Origin of the sequence: Streptomyces sp. NPDC002870 (assembly GCF_042888505.1) — a bacterium.
GTDB lineage: Bacteria > Actinomycetota > Actinomycetes > Streptomycetales > Streptomycetaceae > Streptomyces.
Genome location: NZ_JBIAPW010000034.1, coordinates 1 through 12,403, shown reverse-complemented (window position 1 = coordinate 12,403; position 12,403 = coordinate 1). Strand labels below are relative to the sequence as shown.

At 69.8% G+C, this 12,403-nt stretch carries 11 protein-coding genes and 1 pseudogene; 8 read left to right on the top strand and 4 right to left on the bottom strand.

Features of this window, described 5'->3' with window-relative positions; all coding sequences use genetic code 11:
* The first annotated feature begins 517 nt into the window (after positions 1-517).
* From ACFYWY_RS30615 to ACFYWY_RS30605, 3 genes are all read left to right on the top strand, one after another.
* A complete protein-coding gene (locus tag ACFYWY_RS30615) occupies positions 518-1,018 on the top strand; it encodes a DUF5949 family protein (RefSeq protein WP_389192155.1) in 501 nt (166 codons plus the stop codon).
* Between the two features lie 124 nt (positions 1,019-1,142).
* Positions 1,143-2,006 carry a serine protease gene (locus tag ACFYWY_RS30610; protein WP_389192151.1) on the top strand — a complete coding sequence of 288 codons (864 nt, stop codon included), beginning with the start codon at positions 1,143-1,145 and terminating at the stop codon, positions 2,004-2,006.
* Between the two features lie 43 nt (positions 2,007-2,049).
* Complete coding sequence (locus ACFYWY_RS30605; RefSeq protein ID WP_389192148.1) at positions 2,050-2,679, top strand: alpha-ketoglutarate-dependent dioxygenase AlkB; 630 nt, start codon at positions 2,050-2,052, stop codon at positions 2,677-2,679.
* A gap of 38 nt (positions 2,680-2,717) precedes the next feature.
* Here the strand turns inward: ACFYWY_RS30605 and ACFYWY_RS30600 are convergent, their stop codons facing one another.
* Positions 2,718-4,331 carry an amidohydrolase family protein gene (locus ACFYWY_RS30600; protein ID WP_389192145.1) on the bottom strand — a complete coding sequence of 538 codons (1,614 nt, stop codon included), beginning with the start codon at positions 4,329-4,331 and terminating at the stop codon, positions 2,718-2,720.
* A gap of 11 nt (positions 4,332-4,342) precedes the next feature.
* Entirely contained in the window at positions 4,343-5,638 is a 1,296-nt protein-coding gene (locus tag ACFYWY_RS30595; RefSeq protein WP_389192142.1) for an amino acid deaminase, read from the bottom strand.
* A 139-nt stretch (positions 5,639-5,777) separates the two neighbouring features.
* On the opposite strand from ACFYWY_RS30595, the gene ACFYWY_RS30590 reads away from it, so the two are divergent.
* The 4 genes from ACFYWY_RS30590 to ACFYWY_RS30575 all read left to right on the top strand — a co-directional run bounded on the left by ACFYWY_RS30590 (position 5,778) and on the right by ACFYWY_RS30575 (position 9,810).
* Positions 5,778-7,040 carry a sugar kinase gene (locus tag ACFYWY_RS30590; RefSeq protein ID WP_389192139.1) on the top strand — a complete coding sequence of 421 codons (1,263 nt, stop codon included), beginning with the start codon at positions 5,778-5,780 and terminating at the stop codon, positions 7,038-7,040.
* On the top strand, positions 7,037-7,789 hold the full coding sequence (locus ACFYWY_RS30585) for an IclR family transcriptional regulator (protein WP_389192136.1): 753 nt from the start codon (positions 7,037-7,039) through the stop codon (positions 7,787-7,789). The genes ACFYWY_RS30590 and ACFYWY_RS30585 overlap by 4 nt, the downstream gene beginning before the upstream one ends.
* 26 nt (positions 7,790-7,815) lie before the next feature.
* Positions 7,816-8,226 carry a RidA family protein gene (locus ACFYWY_RS30580; protein ID WP_389192132.1) on the top strand — a complete coding sequence of 137 codons (411 nt, stop codon included), beginning with the start codon at positions 7,816-7,818 and terminating at the stop codon, positions 8,224-8,226.
* A 111-nt stretch (positions 8,227-8,337) separates the two neighbouring features.
* Complete coding sequence (locus ACFYWY_RS30575) at positions 8,338-9,810, top strand: GntP family permease (RefSeq protein ID WP_389192129.1); 1,473 nt, start codon at positions 8,338-8,340, stop codon at positions 9,808-9,810.
* Positions 9,811-9,872: 62 nt separating this feature from the next.
* Here the strand turns inward: ACFYWY_RS30575 and ACFYWY_RS30570 are convergent, their stop codons facing one another.
* The gene (locus ACFYWY_RS30570; RefSeq protein WP_389192126.1) at positions 9,873-11,213 is read right to left on the bottom strand and encodes a M14 family metallopeptidase; all 1,341 of its coding nucleotides are present in this window, start codon (positions 11,211-11,213) and stop codon (positions 9,873-9,875) included.
* A gap of 168 nt (positions 11,214-11,381) precedes the next feature.
* Between ACFYWY_RS30570 and ACFYWY_RS30565 the strand changes: the two genes are divergently transcribed.
* Positions 11,382-11,822 carry a hypothetical protein gene (locus ACFYWY_RS30565; RefSeq protein ID WP_389192123.1) on the top strand — a complete coding sequence of 147 codons (441 nt, stop codon included), beginning with the start codon at positions 11,382-11,384 and terminating at the stop codon, positions 11,820-11,822.
* 3 nt (positions 11,823-11,825) lie between these two features.
* Here ACFYWY_RS30565 and ACFYWY_RS30560 read toward each other — a convergent pair.
* Positions 11,826-12,120, bottom strand: a pseudogene (locus tag ACFYWY_RS30560) (SAM-dependent methyltransferase); the annotation flags it as partial.
* Positions 12,121-12,403: the final 283 nt, after the last annotated feature.

The window sequence follows — 12,403 nt, the reverse complement described above, 5'->3', positions numbered from 1 at the left end:
CCGCCGTCGTCCTGGGTAACGAGTTCTGGCTGCGGCGGAAACCCCCGCATTCCACGGCATGGGCGGAATCAGACCGGGTGGCGGTCATGGAGCCAGCCCCTGCGCTGAGGCGGCGGAGCGGGGCGGCTCTCAGCTTCGAAGCCCGACCGCGCCGGACAGTGGGCGAGTCGGGTCCACTCCATGTCGGGCAGGCCTGGCAGTGTGCGGTCGGCGTCGGCCCACTCCCGGACCAGCTGTTCGTAGATCGGGGTCCCGGTGGGCGAACTCATCGGGTTCGGCACTGCGGCCGTCTGGACGCGCTGCCATCGGGCAGACGTTGTAGTCCTTGCCATAAGTCGGCCAACGCGCGCCCGCGGGGCGAAGTCACTGCCGTGGTACGGAGGTGGAGTACGGCGGGAACGGATTTTCGCCCCGGGCCGGGCACGGTGGGGAAGCGCGGAATTGGCGGCGGGCGCCTTCGTCCATCCAGGTGAACGGGTGAGGTGGGGGGCGTTTGCAGGGCCTAGGGTGCCGAGCCATGACCACTGCCAGCTCTTCCAAGAACGCCGTACTGCGCAGCCAGTTGGGCACCCTTTCTGTGCTCGCGTGGATCGGTGACCCCGACGAGGGGCACGACATGCCGTATCTGCTCGCCTACTCCCTCGGCGACGGCGCCGACGGTGCGCAGGCGGGGGAGGCGGCCGTGCTGGCGGTGATCGAGGAGGCCGGGCTCTCGGCCGGCGACCACATGGCCGACAGCACCCGCTCGGCCCGCTCCCCGATCAGGCTGCTGGTCGAAGGCGGCCGTGCCGTCCTCAACATGCCCTACCTCAGCGCCCAGTGCCCCGCCCCGCCTCAGTGGCTCCGTGCCGTCGAGGAGCGCGGTCATGCGCACCTCCTGATCGCCAGCCGCCCCTGGCCGGACGCCGTCCCGGGCAAGCCCGTCACCGAGGAGGCGCTCCAGTCCTTCCTCGGCGACGAGCGGACGCTCGCCACGGCGGCCCACGTTCTGCTGCCGGTGAGCCGACTACGCGGCTGACAGCCTCGGTTACGGAGCGGACTGACCGGAATCAGTCCCTTGTCGATGGCGGCCGATCCCCCAACAATGCGCATGACAAACCGAAGGAACCCTTCGGTCAGAAGTCGCAAGAGGGGACCCCCACATGAACAAGCCTCTCGCCGGTGCCCTGCTCGTCCTCGGACTCCTCGGGGCAGGCACGGCGCCCGCGGTCGCGGCCGCAGGTCCGGACACGGCGTCGCACGACGCGGCCACCGCTTCCCAAGTCGACGCCAGAGCAGTCGACTTCGCCGGGACGGTGGCGCTCAGCAACTGTTCCGGATCGGTGGTGCGCATGCCGGCCTCGGAGCCCGACGACCCCGCCCTCGTACTCTCCAACGGGCACTGCATAGAGAGCGGCTTCCCGGCCGCGGGCGAGGTCATAGTCGACCAGCCGTCCAGCCGCAGCTTCGGCCTGCTCAACTCCGCGGGCACCAGAGTCGCGACACTGCGGGCCGGCAAGATCGCGTACGCGACGATGACGGACACCGACGTCTCGCTGTACCAACTCACCAGCACCTACCAGCAGATACAGAGCCGGTACGGCATCAAGGCGCTCGAGCTCAACGCCGCGCACCCGGTGCAGGGCACCGCCATCAAGGTTGTCTCCGGGTACTGGAAGCGCATCTACAGCTGCAACATCGACGGCTTCGCGTACCGCCTCAAGGAGGGTGAGTGGACCTGGAAGGACTCGGTCCGCTACACCTCCAGCTGCAACACCATCGGCGGCACCTCGGGCTCGCCCGTCGTCGACAACGCGACGGGCAAGGTCGTCGCCGTCAACAACACGGGCAACGAGAACGGCGGGCGCTGCACCGACAACAACCCCTGCGAGGTCGACGAGAACGGCGCGGTCACGGTCCGCCGCGGGATCAATTACGCGCAGCAGACATACGGGATAGTCCCCTGTGTCGGCCTCGACAACAAGATCGACCTGGGCCGACCGGGCTGCGCGCTGCCGAAGCCGTGAGCTGATTCGGCAATACGTTCGATTATCTGGTTACCCTGGAGGCATGGCAGCACATCTCCAGGGTTCGCTCTTCGACCAGACCGACGAGATCCGACTCGGTCCGCTGAGGGACGTACGGCGGACGGTGCTCGGGGACGGGGCGTGGATCGACATGCTCCCCGGGTGGCTCGGCGGGGCGGACGCCCTCTTCGAGGAGCTCGCCGCCGGTGTGCCGTGGCGGGCCGAGCGGCGGCAGATGTACGAACACGAGGTGGCAGTTCCGCGGCTGCTCGCCTTCTACGGGGTGCGGGACGCTCTCCCGCACCCCGTCCTGGACGAGGCCCGCGCCGCCCTTTGCGCGCATTACGCCTCCGAGCTCGGCGAGCCGTTCACCACCGCCGGGCTCTGCTACTACCGGGACGGCCGGGACAGCGTGGCCTGGCACGGCGACACCGTGGGGCGCGGCTCCCGGGAGGACACCATGGTCGCCATCCTGTCGGTCGGCGCCCCGCGCGATCTGGTGCTGCGGCCCCGCGGGGGCGGCCGTGCCCCGCTGCGAAGGCCACTGGGGCACGGCGATCTGATCGTGATGGGCGGCTCCTGCCAGCGGACCTGGGAGCACGCCGTGCCGAAGACGGCGCGCGCCGTGGGGCCGCGCATCAGCATCCAGTTCCGGCCGCAGGGAGTGCGCTGATTACGCGGGAGTGCGCTGATTACGCGGGAGTGCGCTGATTAGGCGGGCGTGCGCTCCGTCCGGCGGACCGAGCGGCCGGCCAGTACGTCCGTCCTCGATCCGTCCTCGATCACGAACCTGCCGTCGATCAGCACATGCGGGATGCCGACCGGCAGCGTACGAGGGGCCTCGAAGGTCGAGCCGGCCGCGACCGTGTCCGGGTCGAACAGCACCAGGTCCGCGCGGTAGCCCTCGCGGACCAGGCCGCGGTCCGGCAGCCGCAGCCGGGCGGCCGGGCGGGAGGTGAGGTGGGCGACCGTCTCCTCCAGGGTGAGGATGCCCAGCTCCCTCGCGTACCGGCCGAGATAGTGCGGGAAGGTGCCGTACGCCCGCGGGTGCGGCTTGTAACCCTGCAGGATGCCGTCGCTGCCGCCGGTGTGGACCCGGTGGCGCATGATCTGCCGGACGTTCTCCTCGTGGCCGACGTGCTGGAGGATCGTCGAGCCGAGACGGTCGTTGATCAGCAGTCGCCGGGCCGTGGTCCACGGGGCCTCGCCGCACCGGGCGGCCGACTGCGCGATCGTCTTGCCGACGCAGCTCGCGAGCCCCGGGTCGCTCACGCCCGAGATCTCGATCGTGTCCCACTCGATGGGCACGCCATGGCAGCCGTCCGCGCCGATCTCCTCCATGTGGTGGCGGATCCTCTCGGCGGTCTCGTCGTCCTGGAGGCGGACGAGCACCGCCTCCGGACCGCCCTCGCTCGCCCAGCTCGGCAGCATCGCGACGAGCGTGGTGCAGCCGGGGGTGTACGGGTATGTGTCGAGGCTGATGTCCGCGCCGGCGTCCAGCGCCCGGTCGAGGAGGGCGAGCAGATCCGGCGCCCTGCCCTTGTTCACGCCGAAGTTCATGGTCGCGTGAGCGAGATGCAGCGCGCAGCCGGCGTCGCGGGTCAGGGAGACCACCTCCTCGTACGCCTGAAGGGCGCCGGCGCCGTACGAGCGGTGGTGCGGGCAGTAATAGCCGTCGTAGTCGGCCACCACCCGGCACAGCTCGGTCAGTTCGGAGTCGCCCGCGTACATGCCGGGGGTGTAGGTCAGGCCGGACGACATGCCGACCGCGCCCTGTTCCAGGCCCTCGGCGACGAGCCGCTTCATGCGGGTGAGCTCTTCGGCGGTCGCGGGGCGGTCGTCCCAGCCCATCGCGTATATCCGGACGGTGCCCTGCGGGACGAGGTATGCGGCGTTGACCGCGATGCCGCGGTCGAGGCGGTCCAGGTACTCGCCGACCGTACGCCAGTCGAAGTCGACGGAGGTGTCCCCGGGCGCACCGCCGTTCCAGCCGGTGATGGATCTGCGGACCGCGTCGAGGGTGCGATCGTCCACCGGCGCGTAGGAGAGGCCGTCCTGGCCGAGGACTTCGAGGGTCACGCCCTGCGCGGCTTTCGCCTCGTGCGCGGGGTCGCGGAGCAGCGCGAGGTCGCTGTGCGCGTGCATGTCGATGAAGCCGGGGGACAGTGCGAGGCCGTGCGCGTCGAGGGTGCGTCCGGCGGACAGTGCGGGGTCGCCCTGGCGACGTATGGCAGCGATGCGGCCGCCGTCCAGGCCGACGTCCGCGCGGTACGAAGGTCTGCCGGAGCCGTCGATGACGCGTGCCCCGCATATGACGAGATCCATGGCCCGGCCTCTCAGAAGAAGGTGCGGATGTAGTCGGTGACCGTGCCGTCGGCCTCGACCAGCGGGATCAGCTGCCACTTGTCGAAGCTCGTGCAGGGGTGGGACAGGCCCATGCCGACCCAGTCGCCGACCTCCAGGTCCGCGTCCGGTGCGGTGCGCACCCAGCCGTGCTGGTCGGACAGGCCGCTGATGGTGATGCCGGTGGCGGGCCGGATCTCGCCGGTGCGGGCGTCGCGTACGACCTGGGCCTCGGGGAGATCGAGGTCGTACGCCGCGTCCCGCTTGCCCGCGTTGACGAAGGCCTGCTCCGGAGTGGGGCGGGAGACGACCTGGGCCCAGAGGCGGAACGCGGGCTGGAGGGCGCCCTCGTCGGGGACCCGGTTGAAGGGGGTGAGGTGGCGGTAGTGGCCGTCGTCGTGCGAGACGTACGCGCCGGAGCGGAGCAACTTCAGTACCGGAAGGGAGAGTTCGGGGATCTCGGCGAAGACGTCCGCGACCGCGTCGAACCAGGCGCTGCCGCCCGCGCTGACGACGATCTCCTCCGTCTCTGTCAGGGCGGCGAAGCGGCCGGACTTGTCGAAGTCCGCGGCGAGGGAGACCAGACGGTGCAGCCAGGCGCGGACGCGGTCGCCGTCGGCCTGCGGGACCTCGCCCTCGTAGCCGGCGACGCCGACGAGGCGGAGGGTACGGGTGGCCGCGACGGCGTCGGCGACGGCGGCGCAGTCGGATTCCGAACGGGCTCCGGTGCGGGCGGCCTCGCCGGCGCCGAGTTCGACGACGACGTCGAGGGGGCGGGTGCTGCCCGCGGACCTGAGAGCCTCGTCCATCAGCTCGACGCCGCGTACGGAGTCGACGTAACAGATGAAGCGGAAGTCGGGGTCGGCCTCCAGCTCGTGCGCGAGCCAGCGCAGCGCGGCGGGGTCGACGACCTCGTTGGCGAGGAAGATCCGCTGGATGCCGTAGGCGCGGTAGACGCGGGCCTGGTGGGGGACGGCGGCGGTGATGCCCCAGGCCCCGTAGGCCAGTTGGCGGGCGAAGAGCTGGGGGGACATGGAGGTCTTGCCGTGTGGGGCGAAGGCGAGGCCGTGGCGCTCTGAGTACGTCTCGAGGATTGCGAGGTTGTGCTCGACCGACTCGGCGGAGAGGGCGAGGACGGGGGTGGTGAAGCCGCCGGTGAAGAGGTTGCGGCGCTCGGCGGCGAGGGCGCCGACGGTGAGGCCGGCGGTCGCGGCGTCCGGAGGGAGTGCCTTGAAGCGGTGGTCGACCGGTTCGTCGGCGAGTCGTCCGACTGCGTTGTCGGCTGCCATGGAGTCTCCTTGAGGTCGCCTACCTGCGTTGCATTATGTGCAACGGTCATTGCGTACTTCGCTCAACGCTGTCTAACATCCGAGCCAACGCCGGGTCAATGATGTCCCGGCGGCCGACCAGTGAGGAGTTCGAGCGATCGTGACCGCGACGGTGACCGCGACGTCGACTGTGCCCGGCCCAGTGGACATCGTCTGTCTTGGCGAGTCCATGGTCACGTTCGTGCCGACGGCTCCGGGCCGCCTCGCCGACGTGCCGTCGTTCGTACGCGGCATCGGCGGAGCCGAGTCCAATGTGGCGTGCGGCCTGGCGGCGTCCGGGCACCGCGCGAAGTGGATCGGGCGGGTGGGCGCGGACGGGTTCGGCGAGCACCTGGTCGCGGCGATCGCGTCGTACGGCGTCGACACGTCGGCGGTCCAGCGCGATCCGCACCGGCCGACGGGGATCTACTTCCGTACGGCGGGCGAGCGGGCGACGGGCACCGCGGGCGAGGAACCGGACCGCGCGGAAGTCGTCTACTACCGCGCCGGTTCGGCGGCGTCCGCGATGTCACCGTCGACGATGCGGTACGAGGACCTGTTCTCCGGGCGGATCCTGCACCTGTCCGGCATCACGGCCGCGCTCTCGGCGGACTGCCTGTCCCTGATGCGCACCCTCACGACGCGGTTCCCGGGCCGCCCGCTCGTCTCGTTCGACGTGAACTACCGCGTCAACCTGTGGCACGACGCGGCCGATCCGCGGGTGCTGATGGACCTGGCGCGGGGTTCGGACATCGTCTTCGTCGGCGAGGACGAGGCGGAGGCGGCGTGGGGCGTACGGGGCGCGGCGGCGATCCGCGCGGAGCTTCCGGAACCGGAGGTCCTGGTGGTGAAGAGGGGCGCGCGGGGGGCGGTGGCGTACGCCCGCGGCGAGGCGCAGTTCCCCTGCCCGCGTCATCCCGAACCGGAGGCTCCGGCCCCGGACCCTCCCTCCACGCCGTGCGGGTGTGGGGGGACCCCCAGCCCTACGCCGTGCGGGTGTGAGGGGACCCCGAGCGCCTCAAACGCCGGCGGGGCCGATCTTCCGGCCCGTCCCGCCGCCGACACCGTCACCGACGAGCCCGCACCACGCGTCGACGTCGTCGCACCCGTCGGTGCCGGGGACGCCTTCGCCGCCGGGTTCCTCTCCGCCACCCTGCGGGGGCTCCGCGCCAACGAACGGCTGCGGTACGGGCATCTCATGGCCGCCGCCACCCTCACCGTCGCCGGGGATCTCGCCGTGCCGCCCGCTCGGGCGTATGCCGACCGGCTGGTCGCACTCGACGCGCGCGCCTGGGGGAGACTGCGACTCGGCCCCGGCTGGACCGCGACCGCGGAGCAGCACCCGCAGGGCACGCAGGACCCGCAGGAGGTACGTATCCCATGAGCCAGACCGTCGACCGCGCGCTGAGCATCCTTCCGCTGCTCGCCCAGGGACCCGCAGACCTCGGGCAGGTCGCCGAGCGCCTCGGCGTGCACAAGTCCACCGCGTTGCGGCTGCTGCGTACGCTCCACGAGCACGGACTCGTCTACCGCCAGCAGGACCAGCGCTACCGCCTCGGCGCCCGGCTCTTCGCCCTCGCACAGGAGGCCGTCGAGAATCTCGACGTACGCGAGATCGCCCACCCCCATCTCGTCGCGCTCAACGAGCAGATCGGGCACACCGTCCACCTCGCCGTGTACCAGGAGAGCGAGGTCCTCTACATCGACAAGGTCGAGAGCCGCTATCCCGTCCGGATGTACTCGCGGATCGGCAAACCCGTGGCCATTACCGTCGCCGCGGTGGCGAAGCTGCTGCTCGCCGACCTTCCCGAGGCCGAGCGGCGCGCGCTCGCCGAGAAGCTCGACTACCCCATGTACACGTCCCGTTCGATCCCGAACTCCGCCGCGTTCCTCAAGGAGCTCGCCGTCGTCCGCGAACAGGGATGGGCCACCGACCTCGGCGGCCACGAGGAGTCCATCAACTGCATCGGCGCCCCCATCCGGGGCGCGGACGGCCGCGCCGTCGCCGCCATGTCGGTCTCCGCGCCGAACGTCGTCGTCACCGCCGAGGAACTCCTCACCCTTCTCCCGGCGCTGCGCCGCACCGCCGACGCCATCAGCCGGGAGTACTCAGGCGCTGTATCCCCTCAGTGAATGACCGGCCCTGTGAAGGAAGTCCCATGACCGAGAAGACCGCGATCACCCCCGCCACCCACACCGCCCCGCCCGCCAAGTTCTCCCACGGCGTCCGCAAGGGGAACATCCTCCAGGTCGCCGGTCAGGTCGGCTTCCTGCCCGCCGTCGAGGGACAGCCGCCGACGCCCGCCGGGCCGACCCTGCGCGAGCAGACCCTGCAGACCCTCGCCAACGTCAAGGCGGTCCTCGAAGAGGGCGGCGCGGGCTGGGACGACGTGATGATGATGCGCGTCTACCTCACGGACGTGGACCACTTCGCCGAGATGAACGCGATCTACAACACGTACTTCGAGGAACAGGGACTGAGGGCGCCCGCCTCCGCCCGTACGACGGTGTACGTAGGCCTTCCCCAGGGCCTCCTGATCGAGATCGACGCCCTGGCAGTCCTCGGCTGATCTCCGGCTGATCCCGCTCCACCCCGCACTTCACGGCGCGGCGCGCTTCCCCCAAGCGCCGCGCCGTGATCCCCCACGCCCAAAATCCCCCGAACCGCGAGGTCCCCCGCCATGCTCATAGCCGCTGACTCCCCACCACCAGCCCCACCCCACACCGGTGGACTGCTCCTGCTCATCGACGGCACCGCCGGTCTGCTGACCGTCGCCGCCTTCGGCATCGCGCTCCTACTCTTCCTGATCATCAAGGTCCGGCTGCAGCCGTTCGTCGCGCTGCTCGCCGTTTCCATAGCCGTCGGCCTCGCCGCCGGTCTGTCCGTCACCGAGCTCTTCGGCACGGTTCAGAGATCCGCCGCCGTCTCGGTCATCGAGCAGGGCATGGGCGGCATCCTCGGGCACGTGGCGATCATCATCGGGCTCGGCACCATGCTCGGCGCGATACTCGAAGTGTCCGGCGGCGCCGAGGTGCTGAGCACCCGTCTGCTGCACCTCTTCGGCGAGAAGCGCGCCCCGCTCGCCATGGGCCTCACCGGCCTGATCTTCGGCATCCCCGTCTTCTTCGACGTAGGCATCTTCGTCCTCGCGCCGATCGTGTACGCCGCCGCCAAACGCTCCGGCAAGTCGGTCATCCTCTACGCGATGCCGCTGCTCGCGGGTCTGTCGATGCCCCATGCCTTCCTGCCGCCGCACCCCGGCCCGGTCGCCGCCGCGGGTCTGCTCCATGTCTCGCTGGGCTGGGTCATCCTGATGGGCGTCGTCGTCGGCCTCCCGGCCGTTCTGGCCGCCTGGGTCTACGCCGCCTGGATCGGCAAGCGCCTGTTCGTCGAGGTCCCGCAGGACATGGTGGAGGCGGCGGCGGACGCCAAGGCCGCCGTCGCCGCCGAGCAGACCGCCGCCGGCCGCGCCCCGCAGGAGAAGCCGGTCTCCCTCGGCACGGTCCTCACCATCATCGGTACGCCGCTGGCCCTCATCCTCGCCGCGACGTTCTCCTCCATCGCGCTGGACCCCTCCACGCTGCGCTCGGTCATCGAGTTCTTCGGCAACCCCTTCGTCGCTCTGACGATCGCGCTGCTGATGGCGTACTACCTGCTGGGCCTCAGGCGCGGCTGGTCCCGCAAGTCCCTCGAGGCCGTGTCGACCTCCTCGCTGAAGCCGGTCGGCAACATCCTGCTCGTCGTCGGCGCGGGCGGCGTCTTCGGCGCCGTACTGAAGGGGAGCGGCGTCGCACAGGCGCTCTCCGACACCTTCAACGGCATCGGTCTGCCGATCATTGTGCTCGCCTATCTGATCTCGCTGGTGCTGCGGGTGGCCCAGGGCTCGGCGACGGTCGCGATCGTCACCACGGCCGGAATCGTGCTGCCGCTGGTCGAGAACGGCGGCCACTCGCAGGCATTCCTGGCGCTGGTCATCATGGCGATCTCGGCCGGCTCGATCTTCGCCTCACACGTCAACGACGGCGGCTTCTGGATCGTGGCGAAATACTTCGGGATATCGGAGCGGGACACCCTCAAGTCGTGGACGGTGCTGGAGTCGGTGCTGTCTCTCGCGGGCTTCGCGGTCGCGGCGGCGCTGAGTCTGGTGGTCTAGCGGCAGGGATACGTACGTACGAGAGCGCCCCGGGACGACACTGTCCCGGGGCGCTCTGTCCGTCAGCTCGCGCAGTACTGCTGCTCCTTGCCGATGGAGCGGTACATGCAGTCGGCGTTTTCAACCAGCTGCAGAACCGCGTCCCGGTTGCGGTTCGTCTCGCGCTCGATCACCTCGTCGGGCGGGTAGAAGCCGCCGCCGCCGAAGCCCGTCGGGTACATCTCGAAGGTGTACGCGAAGATCTTCTGGTTGCCCCACAGCCAGTCGTCGATCGACCCGTCCGTGATGTAGAGGTCGCTCGCCTGCTCCGGGGTGTAGCCGTTGCTCGCGGCCATCTTCTGGCCGACCGCCGCGAAGGCGTTCCGGTCGTCCTGCGTCATCCCGGGTGCGGTGTCGGCGTTGGTGTAGCCGTACGGCCAGAGCACCAGCTCGCTGTAGGTGTGGAAGTCGATGCCCGCCTTGATCTGCTGCTTGCCGCCGACGACCCGGCTGCGTGTGAAGTCGGCGACCACCTTGACCTCGGGCGCGGACTCGGCCCGCGCGCCGCGGAACGTCTCGGAGCTCGGGGAGCCCGAAGAGCCGCCGCAGCAGCCCCACTTGAAGTTCCAGTTGCGGTTGGGGTCCGTGCCGATTGCCGAGGAGCCGGAGTTGGGCTGGCGGTTCTTGCGCCAGCTGCGGTAGGAGCCGGTGGCGATGTCGTACTCGCCGCCGTCCGGGTTGACGTCCGGGATGATCCAGATCTCACGGCTGTTCACGGCGTTGGTGACCCGAGAGTCGGTGCCGTAGTCGTCGCCGAGTTCGCGCACCAGATACAGCGCCATCTCGACGGTGAGGTGCTCGCGCGCGTGCTGGTGGTGCGTGAAGAGCACCTCGGGCTCGTTCTCGTCCGTCGCGGCGTTGTCGCTGATCTTGATCGCGATGATGTCCCGGCCCTGGTAGCTCTTGCCGATGACCCGCTTGCTGATGATGTTCGGGTGGGCGGCGATCCGCTGGTTGATCTCGGCGTTCATCTCGGCGTAGTTGTGATAGCGCGCGTCGGCCGAGGGGAAGTCGAACGGCTCGACGGCCCGCCCGTTGGTCCTGGCCGGGGGCGCGGGCAGCGCTTCGAGTCGATAGCCGAGGGCGCGCAGCCGCTTCGCCTGGGTGGCGGTGGCGCTGACGACGGCCGAATGCGCGTCCGCCTCGTCCACCGATACGCCGGTGGCGGCGAGTGCGGTACGGGCCTCGGCGTCGGCCGCGCCATGGATCTCGTACTGCCGGATCTGCTCCTCGGCGGGGGCGGGCGGCGCGGGCGCGGCCTTGGGGTCGGGGGGCGCGGCCTCGGCCGTGAAGGGGGCGGCTACTGCGAGCGCCAGAAAGGCCGCGAGGGTCGCGGTCTTTCTGCCGCGAATGCGAAGTCGCATGCTGTCTCCTGGGTGGGGAGTGTGGGGGGTTGTTCAGTTGCGACGCCATGTCGTGGTGCGGGTGTTCGGGCTGATGTTCGGTCTGTTCGGTTGTTGGGATCGGCTGTTCGGTTGTTCGCGCACATCGTGGGGCTATGGCATGGCACGGTCAAGGGGTCACCTTCGGCCATGTCGTCGCCCGCGGAACATATCGGCACATATGTCGTCGTGCTGCCGGGGTTCCTGACGAGGCAGGCGGCGAGGTTCACCACTGCGGTTACTGACGCGCCAGCACTTTCGGTGCCGCTCCCATTCGGTGTCGTGGCGGTGTTCGCATACGTAGCAACGATGGCGCTATTGCTGGTTTGTTTGATCGCGACGCACTTGGTCTCCTTCGTATTCCGGGTGAAAATACGCGCGTTCAGACCGGTCGTGGCGGCCCTGGAAGCGGTCAGGACGTGCGGATCCGTGTTCGGAGCAGCCGGGGCAGCCAAGATCGACGTTGAGGGGGACCAGGCGCTCACCGAGCTCGTCGACCTCTTGGGCCAGGTCGCCGACGGTTACTGGCGTCGCGACCAGTCCGGAGGAGCCTTACCCGGCACGGGCCCCTGTGCCGCTTCCGACGCCTGATTCTCAGCCGGGTTGCTTGGCCATGACGACCAGACCCGGCCCGCTTTGCTCATCTGCAGGGAGCCGAAGTTCGGCGACCGGGCGCAGTCCAGCCTGCTCGATCAGGTCCACGAGTTGTTCCGGCCGCCATTTGTGTGTCGTCCAACGAACGGGTACACCTCAGTAGGCCTCGGTGCACACCGCGTCTTCGTCGCCGACGTGTGTTGCGGTGATGGACGTCACGGGGGAGGTTGAACAGCGACCACCACCCGAGCACCCCGCCAACGGACGCTTCACCAAGGTCGAGGTCGGTGGCAGAGGTGGTCCGCGCAGGTCCCGGCTGTCTGTTCGGTGATCACGATCTGAGGCTTCCCCGGCCCAGGACACCCGTGGCGTCGGGGACACCCCTTCGAGGGGCAGGCAGGCAGAACCCGCCCGTGACGGCCTGCCCGCTACCCTCCCACCGGTCGACGTTTTTCCCCGGTCAGGCATCAAAGTGCTGCTGGAGTACTAGTACTCCAGTTGCGTTTCTCCATTTGTCCTGGTCAGCGTGCCTGTTTCGAGTCTAGTGGGCTGACGCTGCATCAGGGCGGTGGTGGTTC